Source organism: Scytonema sp. NUACC21 (assembly GCF_054684315.1).
Map to the genome: position 1 here is coordinate 1 of NZ_BAAFZH010000106.1, position 17,413 is coordinate 17,413.

Genomic DNA, 17,413 nt, shown 5'->3' on the forward strand with positions numbered 1-17,413 from the left:
GGGTATTTCAATGTTTTCAATCTATACATTTAGTAAAATTAAATGATGTCATATCAATTTCAAATATAACTTCCTATAGAAAATATATTTTGAGCTTCCTGCCTCCTCATTGTCGCTACTATTATCAATGTTGAGCTAAATAATTAGTGATAAATTATTTATAAATATATTTATAAACGCTATTAATTAAGTTTAATAGTCAAAGTTTTTTTAACTTCCCTAAAAATACCATAAGTTAAATACAGAAATTAGCGCAGTCACAATAAATTTTTATCTATCAATCTCTCATCGATATTTATTGCACCTTATTGAGAATCGCGCATCTCATCTAGAGTCGGTAAAAAATAGAACCATGTATGCGTTTGAGGTATTAGTTTACTCTCTTTATCGAGAAAAATGCTCCATAAAAACCCCTCTGTGACAGTTAGGGTGCGGAATGTGGGATAAAGGGTTCTCATAATTTGAGTTTGGGGTAAGTGCTTTGTAGTGACTTGTTATTGAGACTTTTTACAAGCCACACCCCATATCTCTTAACCTCTCCACCATCTTGCTAAAGAAGATTGGCGACGACGACTGGTATTTTCTCGTCTGGGATCGGAAGAAAGCAGTTCGACTTTTCCTTGCGGTTCCAACCAAGCAATCACCCGGTCAGCCACACCGGACACAACGTAAGTTCCTAAAGTTACCAGCAATGTATTAATAATGACGGCTACCAATCCCAAGGGAGCAATGAGCAAGATAATGAGAGTAATGCCTCCCGCAAAAGTAGAGACCAGAGTGTTACGGATGAGAGACATACGCGGAGATATGTACATAAAAGTTAGTAACTCTTTGCAACTTTGGTGGATTTGTAGATATATAATAAGCAGCGCTGCATATCATTAAGATACGCTATACCTCAAGGAAAAGCACATTAAAGAAAATAATTCATCGTTTTACCCAGCAAAGTGAAAAAGCCTGTTAACAGTGCAATTTATTGATATAACAGGGGAGTGAGTCAATATTTTCTATTTCTTGACGTTGGTTCAAGAAAATGTTATTTCTAATTCACTCAGGACCTTATTTTTTAAATAAGTCATACCAATTCTTTATGAAGTAGCAGGCGATTTGTACCCCTCCTAACCTCCCATGAATAAGGGAAGGTGCCGCAGGCGGTGGGGTTCTTGCCATGCATCTTCATATAGCAACAGTACCAGAGGAAGTAAAAGCCGTTATTTTAAAAAATGTAAAAATTCACACAACCCCTACAAATGACCAAGGACAAATGACTTATGACAAATGACCAAAATGCCTAAAAAAACTACTTCACACCCCTACAGCGATCGCCTGAGTTTTGAAAGGTTAATGTTGTTGATTGCAACGTTGCTGAAGTATCCGGGAATAGGCTGCCCTAAGTCGATAGAAGATTTACCAGAAGACAAGCACCATAACGCTTTGACACAAGTGCAGTTAGGTTTGCAAGAGCTAGCAGAGGGCTTGAAAGTCAAGTTACCAGAACATTATCCTTCCACACCGACACTACGTAAAGATTTAGAAACCCTGCGGCAATATGGCATTCTAGACCGTCGGATGTATCGTTGGGGATACTATCTGGGTACAGGTGCAATGTCTCCAGAGGAACTGAAAGTAGCATTCAACGCCCTAGCATCCCAAGCTAAATATCAAGCAGATTCACAAGTTAGACGCATCTATGAAACCTTGAGCAAAAGACTGCGGGGGTTAGATTTGCACATGAAGGGGGAATTTTCTTATCCTCTCAGACAATATCTCAATCGTGCCATAGTCTATACAGATCCTGAAGAAATGGCAGAACGGGGAAAATATCGGGATACTTTATTTCATAAATTACCAATATTAGAAAAAGCCATTATCCAAGGACAGGCAATTGAAATTTCTCGCAGTAGCGACCTTTATGGAACTAACCGCGTCGGACCAATACAAGTTGTACCATTACAATTAATTTATCAAGACATTGCGTGGTATGTACTTTATGAATATTGTGACAGCTGTCCCCTCCCCGTATCGTGGAAAAACATCGCGATGCTGCTACTAAGTTAGTATTTAGGTATACAAATTAAATTTCTACCTTTTGCAGACATAGGAAAGTACTATTCTTTGACTCGGGGGTCATATCATGTTCGCATAAAGACTTATTATTAAGGCAGATGGGGGGCGGGTTTTCCGGTTTTTGCACAGATCGTTTAATAATAACTAATTAACCGAACTTAATATCAATACCTTAATTGGCTTTTGCGATCGCAACCCAAGCAATATTTGCTTGAACAAATACAGCAATTTTCAATTACATATGATACACAAATGTAGGGATGTGCCATGACGCGTCTCTACATTATTCGTGGCATTATAACTAATTCAAATGAGAACAGCTGACCGATTCAAGTAGATCTTCAGAGATGGATTGTCCTTTCTAAAAAAAATCGTGGACATTACGGATGGTAATACGGGTAGATTCTGTATAAGATGACGCTTGAGATCATGTCAAGCATATAAGTAGAAACGGCTCGACTCATTAAAGTTGAAGACTCAGGAGTAGAGCAGAATGCTTGGATTAACGTTTGTTTAAAATCAGGGAAAGGACATTAAAATGGCTGCGCTACAAACATTCCACTTACCTCAATCCGTTATAGGAACAGAATCCGATGTCGCTATAGCACGCGAGATGATTCAAGCATGGAGAACTGACGGAATTTTTCAAGTAGCAACAAATTCAATACAGTCTCAAAAAACCCAGAGTGCGTTTGAAGCAAGTCGTCGCTTCTTTCGCATGCCCATGAAGTTCAAATCCCAATGTATCAGCGATGTGAATTACGGTGGGTATATCGCTTCTGGAGAAGAACTCACCGCAGGAGAAGCTGATTATTCTGAAATATACACTGTTTGCAAAGATATTCCAGAGAGTGATGTCTCCGTACAAGCGCAATTGCCGTGTCATGGACCAATGCCTTGGCCCGACCACGAGTACCAGCAAAGTATGACGGTCTTCATGGACGAGCTTGGTTTAATCGGCGAGAAATTGTTGAAGTTAACTGCTCTTGGCTTGGGGCTCAATGATATTAATGCTTTAACGGAATTAACTAATAATGGTTGGCACCATATGCGCGTATTGCGATTTCCAACGGTATCGCAAAAATCAGCGCGGGGAATTGGCGCACATACCGACTACGGGCTATTGGTTATTGCGGCTCAGGATGATGTGGGTGGTCTGTATGTACGTCCTCCAGTTGAAGGGGAAAAAAGAAATAGGAATTGGTTGCCAAACGAAAGCATGGCAGGCATGTATGAAAACGATGAACCTTGGACATTTGTGAAGCCCGTACCAAATGTGCTGACAGTTTTCCCTGGGGATATTCTGCAGTTCCTGACTAATGGCTACCTGCTTTCAACTCCACACAAAGTGAAGCTGAATACGAGAGAACGATATGCAATAGCGTATTTCCATGAACCCAATTTCGATGCTTGTGTCCGTCCTCTGTTTAATACCTCCAGCGATGAATATATCCACTACGGAACGCACTTTACAAACATGTTCATGCGGTGTTATCCAGACCGAATCACTACACGCCGTATTCTTAATGAAGACCGATTGTCAAGTTTGGCTCTTTTGGAAAAGAACGCCTGCGATCGCTTGGCTACAGTGAACAACGCATACGCATTGCAAATATAATATGCGAGCGAGAGTAAAAGCAGTAAGTCTAATACGTTCCGCTACATAACGACTGAAAACTTTACTATAAAAAGGTTACAAAAACAGCTCTTCAACCCAAACTTCTCATAAAAAGCTTGTTTTTGCAGTACTTATTGAGCTTTATACTATTTTACGAAAATACTGATACAGATATTATCAACGTCAGTTTAATTCGTCACTTAGCAGTTTGCCAATCAATGAAGTACATTGGTAACTGACATCTTGCACGCCCAGAAGTGGGAAGGGGTAGTGGGCGGTGCCTACGTAACTACGTAACCATAAGCTTTTCAACCTATTATTTTGGCTTGGGAAACGATGGTGCAAGATATGAGGTAAGGGCGAGGTAGACTTGCGCCTTGACAGCTGGGTGTATTCATACTTGGAAGAACTGCTATAATGGGAATTTGTTTGCGTCCTCGCATCAAATGTGTTTGGGCGTCAACTTTAATAATGAGTATTTCAATCGGTATTTGTACAAGCCCCAACCGTACACTAGGTGTATGGTTGGGGCTCATCTTTTGGGCAGAGTGTTTAATTGCTAAATTGTTACTCCCAGAGAAGAGCACCCAACAGATCCCAAGTTCTAGGACCAACTACACCATCTACACGCAAGCTGTTATCTGATTGAAAATTTCTTACCGCTAGGTCTGTTTGCTCTAAGAAGTTTCCGGTGTTGAGGTCTCTAGCAAGGTAGCCCAGAGAAATCAGGATATTCTGTAGCAGTCTTACAGATGAACCTGTATCACCGCGTCTTACAGTTGGCAGTTCTCGAACAGCAGATGCTTGAACTTCGGGTTCCATAGTTAGTTTTCCTTTTAATGGTGTATCGATCCATATCATCACTTCCATCTGTAGCAATTACGGTTTTTGCACGGTACCCCCAAGGGTAATATTTTATCCAATCGCTCAAGATTGGAGGATTTGCACTAATTTTCAACCCATGTAAAGGCACTGCATACCACTCTTCTCTACTTTGAATTGTTAAGAATAACCTTGAACTACTCCCTTTGGTGCTCTATAATTGCCGATTTTTGTTGGGTAAACCATGCCCCACGTAGGATGATGCTTGGCATTGCCCACCCTACTATTCACCCCTATTCCCTTCCAAAAAACTAGAAAAGACGGAAAAACATTGAAATGGTTTCCAAGTAGACTATTCGGCTCAGCTCCTGAAATAGTATAATAACGTCAAAGTCAAAAAGCAAAACAGAGTTTGACAATGCACTTTTTTATCTTATAAAAAAGCGATAAGGCTGTTTGACTTAAGTGATGTGAGTTGAAACATAACGTAATACAATAGCCATACTTTTGTATTACCGATTGGCGGAAAGGTAGACGTGTCAACCAATCCCCAAAGCCCTGTCGTGAAAGCGGTAAATTACCGGACAATTGGTTGGGAACGGTAGTTCATAACAGAAGGGCTCTACCGCAGGTGAGAAAGACCTACCTCACCAATCCCCTCAAAACCTAGGTACCCAAAATTCAGGCATTAATCTCATTATTACTGCGTAACTCAATGACTGTTGATAATTCTTCGTGGCAGCCTGCACCGACAAACTTAACCCTGTTGCAGGATGAAGTTCATGTTTGGCGAATTAACCTTGACCAACCAGACTCACAACTGCAACATTTGGCAGCAACCCTCTCTAGTGATGAAGTTTGTCGCGCAAAGCGGTTCTATAAAGAACAGCATCGGCAGCGTTTTATTGCTGGTCGAGGAATCTTGCGTACTATCTTGGGTCGCTATTTGGGTATTGAACCGCAAGAATTGCAGTTCTGCTACGAACCCTCTGGCAAACCTGTTCTCGCTGATTCATTTGCCGATCGCAAGCTGTGGTTTAACCTCACACATTCTCAAGGATTAGCTTTATGTGCCGTAACCAGCGCTCGCCAAGTGGGTGTGGATTTAGAATACGTTCGCCCAATTTCCGATGTTCTAAGTCTTGCCAATCGGTTCTTTTCGCCAGCAGAGTATGGAGTGTTAAGTTCCCTTCCACCTCACCAGGTGCAAGAAGTGTTCTTCCGTTACTGGACCTGTAAAGAAGCATATTTAAAAGCAACTGGAGTGGGCATAGCTCAATTAGAGCAAATAGAAGTTTTGCTCACACCAGGACAGCCAGCAAAGCTGAAAACTGAGCAACAATGGAGTCTATTGGAAATCATACCCGAAAATAATTCCGTTGCTGCTATTGCTGTGCAAGGTTCTGGTATGCGTCTCAAGTGCTTCCAGTATTAATGTAAAAGAGGGGCAGGTTTTTCAACCCCCCCTATGTAGAGACGCGAAATTCCGCCTCTCTACCACATCTGAATTTTCTATGAACACAGTTTTTTGGCATTGGGTTTGGTTGCTCAACCCAACATACGGGCTTTATTTGCCTTTCCGGAAAACAATTGTCATTTCTGTTTGAAAACTGAGCCAATAGCCGAAAATTGCGTAAAAAAGAAACTTATAAGAGGTAAATGCTCTCCTTAAATTCAAAGATTCATAGATAACATCCAACGTACTATCAAAAAGACGTTGGTATTGATTCCATGCACGAGTATTTAAACCGAACCAAGGTGTATCGTGAAAAGCACGGTCAATAAATTCTATAGCTTCCCAACCTTGACAACCACCCAGAGATTCCAAAGTTTCGCGAGTGTAAATGTGAAGGTGGTATGGGACATGTACTGAATTATAGTAATCAGATAAGTTGGGTTGAGTTAAATCAATTTTGGCTGCATTTGGCGTGCCGATGAAAATATAACCTCCAGGGGCAAGAAGATTATTTAACTTACTTAGTAGTGCATGGGGATCTTCAACGTGTTCAATAACATCTTGAAGCAGTATGTAATCAAATGGTTCTTGCTCAAGTATGTCTGGATTGCCAAAGCTATTTTTGGGCGCATAAGGGTCATAACCGTAGCAATTCCTAAAACCGTGTTGTTGCAAATACTCTATAAACAATCCGTTAGCACAACCATAATCGAGTATTTTGTGAGTTTTAGAAACTCCGTGTTTTGCCATCTGCCGATATAAATTCTTATATAAAATACGTAATACCCATGTAAGCTTGGCGTTAGCAAACGGATATTTTGCGTAGTAGTGTTCTAAATCGACAACATCTAAGCTGTGAATTGTCTTGCAGTTAGGGCATCGCCAAATCTTAAATTTTTCGTCTTTAAATGCTCTAACATTACAGGGGAACCTTGGAAGCTCAAAAACATCAGTCACAGGTAGGCTGTAATCACAAATTACACATTGACTGCGCTTTTGATTGGCTTTTTTGAACCTATTTGGGGAAAAGGTAAAATTCGGAACATGAGAAGGATTTAAGAGATTTTCAACCATATATTTCATTTTCATTTGAAGGGTTATTGAATGACATTAGCAGGGTAATGTAGAGACGTTATGTAAGCGCCTCTACAAAACTTTATATCTTGCATTTTTTAAAGATTTAAATGGTGGGCAGTGCTTACCCTACAGAAGAGATATAACCACTCTATATAGAGATATCAATGGTGGGCACTGCCCACCCTACAAATGCAAGATGTGTTAATTGTTTTTAAGCGACATTTAGGAAACCGCTCTCCAGGAGATAGGCAGAGTAGGTCAGAAACAACTTAGAATCTATCGGTGGACAGACAATAGAGCTTCCTGCAAGTGCATCAAGGGTTTCCCGACAACTGATAATAGGTCTTTTTGCTTGGAGGTATAAATCTGGAATGGTGAGCCCTTCTTGAGACCATTTTTCCAGCAAGAAAGGTCGAAGAGTATATAAAGAATTGTCTTCAGAAGATAGAGTTTTCATTAACTCTTCTTGCCACTGCTCGTAAGGCATCAGTTGAATTGGGTATCCAAAAGAACGCATCCAGTCAACTAACATTTTTAAGGGCACTGGTTGAGGATGTTGCAAGTGGAAAGCTTTGCCTAAAGATTCTTTTTGCTGTGATAGATAAACAATTGCTTTGCTTACGTAGTCTACGGGAGACATATCCATCATGTAATCTACATCTGGAAAATATCCCATCTCAAGACAGCCTTTAATCATTAAGCAGATAAAGTCGCTTGTGTTACATATGCCAGTCTCGCTGTGTCCTCCGATTAATGGGGGTCTGTGGATGGTAATGGGAAGCCCGCGATCGCCAGCAAGTTTAACTAGCTTTTCAGCAACCCATTTGGTTTGAGAGTATCCCAGATAAATACCTTCCCAATGGTCAAAGCTATCTTGCTCTTTCACAACTTTGCCCGCGTAAGCAGGCGATTCAAAAATAGCGACACTAGAGACGTAATGCAGGGGCTTGACTTTGATTTCGCTTGCCAATCGAATCACTTCTTGTGTTCCCAAGACATTGGCAGCCTTGAGTGCAGAGTAGGGATAGACATAATTCAACATAGCAGCACTGTGATAAACCGCATCTAAGTTTGCTGCTAGCATTTCAAAACCCTCTTTGCTCAGACCGAGGTATGGCTGAGACAAATCCCCAGGAACAGCAACAATTCTGGAGCTATAATCTTCTTCCCAAATTGCGTATTGTTCTAAGTTTTGCTTTAGTTTGCGTCTGCCTTCTTCAGAATTTGCTGCACGTATTAAGCAGTAAACGTCTGCATTGGTTGTCTGGAGCAGTTCATGGATGATAAACGCACCTAAATAGCCGGTTCCTCCAGTCAAAAAGACATTATTGAGTTTAGAGGGGAATTCAAAGGATGAAGATGCCGGACGGATATTTGGGTCTAGAACAACTTCAGCACTCAAATCTAGGGTTGGAGCTTTATTCGCTGAAGAATTCTGGCTGTCCTTTGTGTCTTGAGCATCTGAGTTTAAATCTTGCGATTCTTCAGCTAACCGTTCTGAAAGAGCTTCAATGTTGGGATAGTGCCATAGCAACATGGGTGAGACTTCAAACCCAAGCATCTTCTCTGTTTTCGTAATCAGCACCATCGCTTGGGCTGAGTCCAAACCATAACTATCTAAGGGCTCTCTAATATCTATTTCATGAGGTGAAACCTTTAATGCTTCAGCAAGATTAGATACCAACCATGCTTGGATTTCTTCTGCTGTACGAGACTGTTTTGAAGACATATTTTATGTACCTGTGAGGGAGTAGTTGATGATGGTTGAAAAACTTTAAGAGAGTTTTAAGTACTTACTCTATCTTGTAGAACCTTATGGAACGTTGGGGGACTTTGTGAAACTTTGCGGAACCTTATGGATTTTGTGTAACCGTGTGGGTTCTTGTGGAATCTTGTGGGCTCTTGTGGGACGGGCGTCTCGCCCGTCTTGTCTCGCGTTCCATGCTAGGGAGTTCCAGAATACCCAATCCACAAGAGGGTTTGAGATAGTTGTTATTCGGAAGCCCCAAAATTACAAACCAGTAAAACGAACGGGCAGATACTGGCTGTAATCGTCTTCGATATGCAATCCTTGAATCTTCAAACTTTGAATGCGGTGTAAAAATGCTGCACCTGTCATAATATGATGGGCGACATCGACAACTTTGCGATTATTTGGTTCAGATAAATAAGAACCGCTCACCCAGTTATTAAAGCTGCCCATTGCTGGTCCGCACCAAATTTGATAATCTACTTCTCTGCCCTTTTCTCCAGCACTAGACCAACGGGAGGACAATCCTAAATACCATTTAAAAATTGCAGCCATTTTGACTTTCGGATTGTTGACTGCTTTATTGAGTTTCTCAGGGTTCTTCTGGGATAGATAAGAGACAGTTTCTTCCCAAACTTGGTCTAAAGTCTTGCGGAAAATTTGCTTTTCTAGCTTCTCTCGTTCTACAATAGGAATATCATCAATTGAGTTATAAGTTCTGTATAACTCATATAATTTTTGCGATCGCAGGGCAAACATTGTTCCTTTCTTGAGAACTTGAAGTTTAACTCCCATTTCAAACATATCTGCTGCTGGAGCCATCATGACGTCAGCCATGTCTGCTTGTGCTAGTAATTGCTTTGTGTATTGGCTGGTTCCGGCTTCAACACAGGATTGATTGATAGATCCCGTGACAACGTAGGCAGCACCCATCATAAATCCTGCTAAGGCTGATTCTGGTGTAGCAATTCCTCCTGCCACTCCAACTCGTATGGGTGTTGAGTAATGATATTTGTCCTGAATTTCATTTTTTAATGCCACAATTGAAGGCAAGAGGCATACCAATGGACGGTTGTCTGTATGACCTCCAGAATCAGCTTCTACAGTAATATCATCAGCTATTGGTAACTGGGCTGCTAAATTTGCCTGTAATTCGGTGATAAGCCCTTGTTGAACCAGTTCTTTTAAAATTTTTAATGGGGCTGGTTGGAGAAATTTGCTAGCAACTTCTCGGCGAGAAATTTTGGCAATGACTTTGTTTTTGATTTCAATTTGATTTGCTGTATTGACACCCAATCCGGCTGCACGGTAGTAAACAATATTGGGAGTTAAATCTAAAAATGCAGAAGCTTCTATTGTTCTTACCCCATACTTGAGGTACAAATCCACAGCACGACGTTCAATAGCAGGTTCATTGGGGCTGTGAATTAAATTAAAGGCGTAGGGACCTCGCGGTAATGCTTCTTGAATGCGGTGAATCGCTGCTTTTAAGCGATCGGGAGTTAATCCGCCCGCACCAAAAGAACCCAAGAGTTTCTCTTTTCCGAGTGCGATAACCATTTCTTCAGAAGCAATACCACCAGCCATTGCACCGGTAGTGTAAGCGCATTTCACCTCGTGAAATGATAAAAAACTAGGATCTCCCAAATTTTGAGTTGATACTGGTGGAACAGCCGTCAAAAGTTCTGCTTGTCCTGTTTTCCCGTTGTCAGTGGAAGACAAATAACCATCATTGGTGACGCCGATTTGTCCTGCTACTCTCACGACATAACAAGGTTTATCTAAATTGAGTAATTTCTCTTTGATAGCCTTTCGCTCAAAAGCAACACAATCTAAAGCACCTTTCCAAGCTTGATTGTGATAAAAGGAGTTGGTATAAAAGCTGAGACCGTTATTGTATTTACCTAAAACTGTGTTTTCCATCATTGATTGGTGGTTAGTAGTTAGTGGTTAGTTGTTGGTGGTTAGTTGTTGGTGGTTGGTGGTTAGTTGTTGTTAGGTAAGTACTAACTACTAACCACTAACTCCTAACTATTAAGCAAATTTTCTGCACAAGCTAGTTGTAATTTGATAATTTCGCTGATTTGCTGGTTGTATTCATGTCTGGATTGTAAGAACTCCTTGTGGTTTTTATTAACACTGAAGTTGTTAGTATGAAATTTGTCATACTGAGTCTTATTTAAGCGATTCTGAGTAATGTTGTGACAAACTATTTGAGTGTCAGTAGGTGTTGACAAAATGGTATGGGGAATAATTTGTTGAGTTGCGTTTTGTTCACAAGATTGTACCTGTTCTCCAGATTCAAAACTGTTATTGGCGGCATTTTTCATGTTTATTTTTTCTGGGGGAATTATAGGTTGTGTAATGATGTTGTGAAAATCTCTTTCACTAGTTTGGCTCGGGCTTGGTTCTTGGGTTGAATTCCTGGTTTCTAGCTCTTGGGATTGAGCTTTTTTCTGATGTAAGCTAGTATCGCTATACCTTGGTACTTTGCGGGCTGCGTTTTGGAAAAGTTTGCGGTTTTCTTCAGTTAAGATACTTGAGACAATTTGGTTACCATGAAGAACATTTTCTCCTGTATGGGCGTGTCCTCCCAAGGTGAGTGTTCTCACAGTTGGTTTGCGTTGATTCGATGTTGCTGCTGTGTCATCGTAGAGGATTGATAAATTGACAGGAACTCGATGGCTGACAAGTTTTGCTACTGCTCTAATAATAGAGGCATGGTCGTCGATACCTCTTCTATTGAGGGGTACGGTGATGTGTTCTTTGTTTTCTAAGATTTTATCAATCCATCGAGAGCAGACATTACCAGACCCTGCTTCAATAAATATTCTTGCCCCATCTTCATACACTTGATTCACGAGGCGGGGAAAATCTAGTTGTTGGCACAATCCTTTTGCTAAACTGCGAGCGATCGCGCCACTTTCAAGTGGAACAGGTTCATACTTGGCAGAGGAATAAAAGGCGATACCCGGTATATTCTGCGCCGGTAGGGTATTAACTCTCACAACTTCTTCGTATTCCGATCGCATCGGTTCGCAATGAATTGCATGGTTGAAAGGAGCGCGGAAAGCGTTACAACCCAAAGTTTTAATGACTCTTTCACAAGCTGCTGCATCACCTGCAATTAAAACTTCTTCTGGTGTATTGATTTGAGTCAAGTAAACGCGATTTTCATGTTTGAGACATTCTTGAACTTGAGATGGGCGTGCCATCAAAAGATGAGTGCTCCAAAAATCATCGTTTGGTGATTGGGTTACGGGCAATCCCCAATGCTCGCGCACGGCATTTTTTGCTCCAGCAATCCTGTCTACAAATAGAGGAGAAGAGTGAAAGGCACTGATTCCTTGGTTAAAATTGCTCCATACCCCCATCCCAGCCATCATGCTTGTCTCACCCAGGCTATAGCCAAAGACGTATTTTGGCTTAACTTGGAAATCATCTCGGATAATTGTGGTAATGAGTCTGGCAAATGCCATATCAGTTTCAAAGATTGCCAATGCATTACTCAGTAACTGTTTTTCGAGAGCTTCCAACTGCCTGGTAGATAATTTATTTAAGCTTCTAGGAAAGACAAGTTGAGAAACTTCAGCAAAAAGGGTGAAAAGGCTTTTGATGACTGCATCTTCGTAAACTCTGGGGAACAAACGGAAGAGAGTACGACCAATACCAAGATAGGAATTAACAGCAGCAGGGTAGACGTAAGCTATGCCTCCGTTTTTACCCACTGGTTTCGCTGTAAAATAACTGCCTGCGGGTGTTTGCCAATCTTCCCCACTCTCAAAAGCATTATTCACTCCTTTGAGGGCGGATTCTAATTCTCGTGCTAACTCGTTTTTATTCCGTCCGAGAATTGCAAGGGCGTAGGGGGCAACTGAATGTTTCTGAAATTCTACAAAACTTTGACGGGCAGCTCCAGCTAAAGAACTACAATTTTCTACCGTTGTTTGGAGAGCGTGAATTTGCTGTAGTATGTCAGAGCGATCGCGACCTGCAATTGGGAACACATAATAAGGCATTTGCTGCAAATACTTGCTGCCACGCTGTTGCTGTTCGGGTTCATCCGATAAAATAACATGGGCGTATGTTCCATCCATACCCATACTGTTAATAGCAGCAACTCTCTTTTTAGCTTCCTTGCCTAAAAACCAAGGTCTTGATTCTGGAGCTATGTAAAAAGCGCTACCTTGCCAAACTTCTTGATTTTTCACCCCAGACCATTTGGGGATTGCGGGAATGTACCTGTGATAAACACACAGTGCGGTTTTAATCAAGCTGGCAATTCCCGATGCGACACAGGTGTGACCAATATTTGCCTTGACACTACCAATAGCACAAGTTAACCCATTTTGCCCTACCGGATACGCTTGGATTAAACCTTTGATTTCTGCTTCATCTTCTTGGGGAATTCCACTACCACACACTTCCAAATATTCGATGTCTGTGGGTTTAATGCCTGCCATTTGGAAAGCTTGCTGGCAAACCTGAGTAACGGCTCCTGGGTCTGGTGTGGCTAAACGGTTATCGAGTGAATCTATACTAGTATGTTTTTGTGCAAAACTAATTGCATCAATGACAGCATATATGCGGTCATTATCTTTTTTAGCTGTATCGTGACGCTTCAAGACAACTGCACCCGCACCCTCGCCAACCATCCAGCCATTTGCTTTCTGGTCATAACTGAGGGTTGCAACTCCCGTGTTGATGTTTGCTACTTGAGTTCGCAACAGAACATTTTCCAAACCGCCAGCTAAGTCAACAGCACCCACAAGTACGGCATCGACTTCCCCAGCAGAAAGTAGCATTTGTGCAACTTCCAAAACCTTGAATGTGGAATTTTCCCCAGCGGTGATGGTAAATGTCGGACCTGTGAAATCCCAAAGGGAAGAAATACGGCTCGCCATGATGTTGGCGATGTAACTCAGATACTCGCCAATTTCTACAGGGTGGTGAACCGCATCTTTGGCAATGTTTTCAAGTTGAGCAATTTTTTCTGCTGGTAAAGAAATTTCACCAGCAATCAAGCCTTCCTTAATCTGCCAAGATAAATTCCATCTCTGTTGTAACTCATGCACCGAGAGTTCTGTCTCAGCTGCAATCAAAACTGCAACATTTCCACCCTCTTTCATTCCTGCATCTTTGAGGGCGCGATCGGCAACTTTCAGAAGGAGAAGTTGCTGTGGGTTGAGTTTAGCAAGTTCGTTCGGGGGAATTTTGTAAGATAAAGTATCAATTTCTAAATCTTCGATGTAAGCCCCTACTGGTGCTTTACCATCTGGCAAGCCGTACTTCTGAAGTAACTCTTGCTGGTCTTCCAAACCATGCCATCTTTTGGTAGGCAGAGGAATAAAATGCTGTCTTCCATCATAAATGCTGCGGTCAAAAGCATCTAATCCATTACAGGAACCAAAAAATGCATCCATACCTACAATGGCGACTTTGGCTGGTTCCACGGAGTAAGTGGGGGACAAGGTAGAATTTTCTACTCTTTCTCTTTGTTCCTCTCCTTGTTCCAATATCATATGTGCATTGGTTCCACCAAAACCAAAAGCACTAATAGCTGCCCGTTTGACTGGTGTATTATTTGGCCAAGGGGTAGTTTTGGTGACTATTCGTTGAGGTGCAATGACGTTGTTTTCTGTTCCTAGGGGGTCATTAACATTAAGTGTTGGTGGGATGGTACCCTTGGACATACTCAAAAGGACTTTAATCAAGCTGACTGAACCAGCAGCGACGAGCAGATGACCGACATTTGCTTTTACCGAACCTACAAGCGGTGTTGCTTGTTGCTTGCCAAAGAAGGTTTCTACTGAGTTAAATTCGGTCGTGTCTCCCAACAATGTGCCAGTTGCATGGCACTCCATGTAGTCGATGTCTTTTGGATTGATTTGTGCTTCTTTGTAAGCCCTTTCAAAAGCTAGAATTTGTCCTTTAGAACTGGGGCTAAGTAGGTGTTTGCCCCTACCGTCATTGGAAAGCCCAGTACCACTGATGGTAGCGTAAATGCGATCGCCATCTCTCACCGCATCACTGTATCGTTTCAGCACAACCATTCCAACGCCATCAGCGGTAATTAACCCTCGTGATGACTTATCCAAGGGACGGCTGAGGTCATTGTCTTCGGGATACCCTTGGATACCAGCAAACAACATCCGTATAAACAGAGGGTCAGAACAACTGATTCCTCCAGCTAACATCAAATCTGCTTTATGATGCCATAAATAATGGGATGCAAGTTTAGCAGCATAGAGAGGCGAAGAACAAGCAGCGTCAATGCAAAAGTGAATATTTGAGAGAGAAAGAGCTTGAGCAATGATAGCAGCTGGTAAGCCAGAAATCATGGCGTTATGAATGGAGGCTTTTGCAGCACCGTTTAAAGAAGTTAAATCAAAATCCGGACACTGCAAAAGTTCTCTAATTGCAGGTGATAGTACCTGCTGATACATGGGAGCAAATAGTTGGTTGGAAAATTGAGTTGGTAAAGAAAGCGAACCCAATATCACTCCACATTTTGCAAGAACTGACTCATTTCCCAGATAACCGCTATGCTGCAAAGCTTGTTTAGCAGCATCAAGAGACCACTTAAAGGTATTATCTAAGCTTTGTAGAAATTCTCCTGGTAGCTTATATCCGGTTGAATCGAACTGAAAGTTGCGAATAAATGCTCCTTTCAGAGAATAAAACTTATCAGCTTGACCTTTAGTGCGATCGTAAAAAACCTGTGGATTAACCCCTAACTCTTCAGCAGTAATAGATGATATCGAGTCTTTTCCCTGGAGAAGATTTTGCCAAAACTCTTCTAAATTCTTGGCATCTGGAAAAAGGCATGAGAATCCGACAATAGCTATTTTTTCCACGGTTTAATTCCTATGTGTGTTAATTCTTTTTTAAAGCTTGAGTAGGTATGATGGTGCCTTTACCGCCTAAGAGACGCGAGCAAACGTTACCTTGAGAATCGTGAACAATAAAATCTGCAACTACACTAGTTGCTGTCTTCGATTTCACTTCACAAGAGACATAAAAAGGTGTATTGCAGGGAATATTAGTATACTGCTCGTACTTTTGCTGGCTTGCAGGCAAGCATATTTCTTGATGGAAATGCTGCATCCAAATCCATAAAGGATGAGTACTCAAATCAATGGAATAAGGATTAACCCATCCAACGGGAAACTGTCCTTGTTGTTGATGTGAAATTTCTTGCCAAACGCATTCAGTAGTAATTTTTTCGGGGCTAATATTTAAAACCCTTTTCAGTTCTTGGAAAGAAGAGCCATGAAACAGTGGGAAGAAGGATGCCGTTTGTGCTTGATAAAAATCATTACCTTTGATGGTAATGATATTATCTTCTGCAAGATTCAGTGATTCATATGTAGGACGGGTAGGGAGTTCTCGTAAAAGATGAACCCGCTCAATACTGAAATGATAAATGGTTTTTCCGTTTGGACTTAAGCTCCAAATTTTTGCTTGTAAGATAACTTCATGGGAATTGACTTTGGAAACTTCTTGCAAATCTACAATGTACTCAGTGGCTAGGGTTTCACTGAAATTGATTCCTTTCAATACTTTGAAATCAGTGTTACTAAAAAATCTGTAACCGGGATAAAGTTGCTCGCAGGAATCAACAATCCAGGACACCGCACAAGTAGCAGGTAAAACTGCCTTACCAGCAATGACATGATCGAGTAAAAAGGGATTGGATTCCAGTGATAGCTTGCGGCGAATGCGATAGGTTTGTAGTTCGGGGCTTAATGGAATGGGAGGTGGAATTAAGGGAGTCCCAATGACAACTTGTGCTGTTTCACGGTTGGCAGGATGAAGTTCGTTCACAAGCATTTGTGTGCCATCTTCAACAGACAGAATGTCAATACCTCGACGGGCAAACTCCTTTTTCAATTCTGGTGTCACCATACCACTGTCCCAACCACCCCAATTGATTGCTACAACATGACATTCAGGATAGCGTCGCTTCACAAGATGGGCTGATTTATTGAGTATTTCGTTGGCAATTGCATAGTCAGTTTGACCTAGGTTACCGTAAAAACCCGTAACTGATGAAAATAAAACTAAATATTCCAGTTGATTGGGTTTTATACAAGATAAAAGATTTTCCAATCCCTGAACTTTTGCAGTATAAACTTTTTCAAAATCCTGCTCTGTTTTCTTTTCAATCAACTTATCAGCTAAATTGCCAGCACCATGAATAATTCCAGTAATAGCTCCAATCTTCTCAGAAAAATGAGACAATTGCTGCTTTAATGCATTGCTATCTGTGACATCAACACTTACATATTTTGCATAACCCCCAGCCTGTTTAATCGTGTTCAAAGTTTGTTGAATTTCTCGGCTGGAAACAATTTTGTTATAAAGCTTTTGTACGTTAATTGGCGTGGGCTTCTCTCCCAGTGAGAGCAAGTATTCCATAATACGTTTTTTTAAGACTGGTTCATCAAAGCAACCTTGAGCGTAATCTGGTTCAGTTTCTAAAAGTTCCGAACGACCTAAAAGAATAAATTTGCAAGAATAGTGTTGTGCTAATTTGATGACGCATTTAGCTGTAATACCTTTAGCGCCGCCACTTACGAGAAAAACTGTTTCTGGACTAATTGTGGTGGTTAGAGTCATA

11 protein-coding genes are annotated in these 17,413 nt (G+C 41.3%); 3 read left to right on the top strand and 8 right to left on the bottom strand.

Translation table 11 applies throughout. The features are described from left to right. Positions 1–530 precede the first annotated feature (530 nt). Complete coding sequence (gene csx18 / locus ACYRY3_RS37860; protein ID WP_460206893.1) at positions 531–815, bottom strand: CRISPR-associated protein Csx18; 285 nt, start codon at positions 813–815, stop codon at positions 531–533. 463 nt (positions 816–1,278) lie between these two features. Here csx18 and ACYRY3_RS37865 point away from each other — a divergent pair, with 463 nt between their 5' ends. Together ACYRY3_RS37865 and ACYRY3_RS37870 are read left to right on the top strand one after the other, a co-directional pair. After that, on the top strand, positions 1,279–2,058 hold the full coding sequence (locus ACYRY3_RS37865; protein ID WP_460206894.1) for a WYL domain-containing transcriptional factor: 780 nt from the start codon (positions 1,279–1,281) through the stop codon (positions 2,056–2,058). 547 nt (positions 2,059–2,605) lie between these two features. Next, positions 2,606–3,685 carry a 2OG-Fe(II) oxygenase family protein gene (locus ACYRY3_RS37870; protein ID WP_460206896.1) on the top strand — a complete coding sequence of 360 codons (1,080 nt, stop codon included), beginning with the start codon at positions 2,606–2,608 and terminating at the stop codon, positions 3,683–3,685. Between the two features lie 308 nt (positions 3,686–3,993). On the opposite strand, the gene ACYRY3_RS37875 is transcribed toward ACYRY3_RS37870, so the two are convergent. Further along, on the bottom strand, positions 3,994–4,221 hold the full coding sequence (locus tag ACYRY3_RS37875) for a hypothetical protein (RefSeq protein WP_460206897.1): 228 nt from the start codon (positions 4,219–4,221) through the stop codon (positions 3,994–3,996). A 31-nt stretch (positions 4,222–4,252) separates the two neighbouring features. Continuing rightward, positions 4,253–4,507 (bottom strand): peptidoglycan-binding domain-containing protein, encoded by a 255-nt coding sequence (locus ACYRY3_RS37880; protein WP_460206898.1) that lies wholly within the window; start codon positions 4,505–4,507, stop codon positions 4,253–4,255. 715 nt (positions 4,508–5,222) lie between these two features. On the opposite strand from ACYRY3_RS37880, the gene hetI reads away from it, so the two are divergent. Next, complete coding sequence (hetI, locus tag ACYRY3_RS37885) at positions 5,223–5,942, top strand: 4'-phosphopantetheinyl transferase HetI (RefSeq protein ID WP_460206899.1); 720 nt, start codon at positions 5,223–5,225, stop codon at positions 5,940–5,942. Between the two features lie 132 nt (positions 5,943–6,074). Here hetI and ACYRY3_RS37890 read toward each other — a convergent pair whose 3' ends face one another. The 5 genes from ACYRY3_RS37890 to ACYRY3_RS37910 form a co-directional block, all read right to left on the bottom strand. Then, positions 6,075–7,046 carry a class I SAM-dependent methyltransferase gene (locus tag ACYRY3_RS37890; RefSeq protein WP_460206900.1) on the bottom strand — a complete coding sequence of 324 codons (972 nt, stop codon included), beginning with the start codon at positions 7,044–7,046 and terminating at the stop codon, positions 6,075–6,077. A 205-nt stretch (positions 7,047–7,251) separates the two neighbouring features. Continuing rightward, complete coding sequence (locus tag ACYRY3_RS37895; RefSeq protein ID WP_460206901.1) at positions 7,252–8,769, bottom strand: thioester reductase domain-containing protein; 1,518 nt, start codon at positions 8,767–8,769, stop codon at positions 7,252–7,254. A gap of 282 nt (positions 8,770–9,051) precedes the next feature. Continuing rightward, a complete protein-coding gene (locus tag ACYRY3_RS37900) occupies positions 9,052–10,716 on the bottom strand; it encodes a PfaD family polyunsaturated fatty acid/polyketide biosynthesis protein (RefSeq protein ID WP_460206902.1) in 1,665 nt (554 codons plus the stop codon). A gap of 101 nt (positions 10,717–10,817) precedes the next feature. Further along, positions 10,818–15,647, bottom strand: a complete 4,830-nt coding sequence (locus tag ACYRY3_RS37905; protein ID WP_460206903.1) for a PfaB family protein — start codon at positions 15,645–15,647, stop codon at positions 10,818–10,820. 19 nt (positions 15,648–15,666) lie between these two features. Further along, the gene (locus ACYRY3_RS37910; RefSeq protein ID WP_460207176.1) at positions 15,667–17,412 is read right to left on the bottom strand and encodes an SDR family NAD(P)-dependent oxidoreductase; all 1,746 of its coding nucleotides are present in this window, start codon (positions 17,410–17,412) and stop codon (positions 15,667–15,669) included. Position 17,413 lies beyond the last annotated feature (1 nt).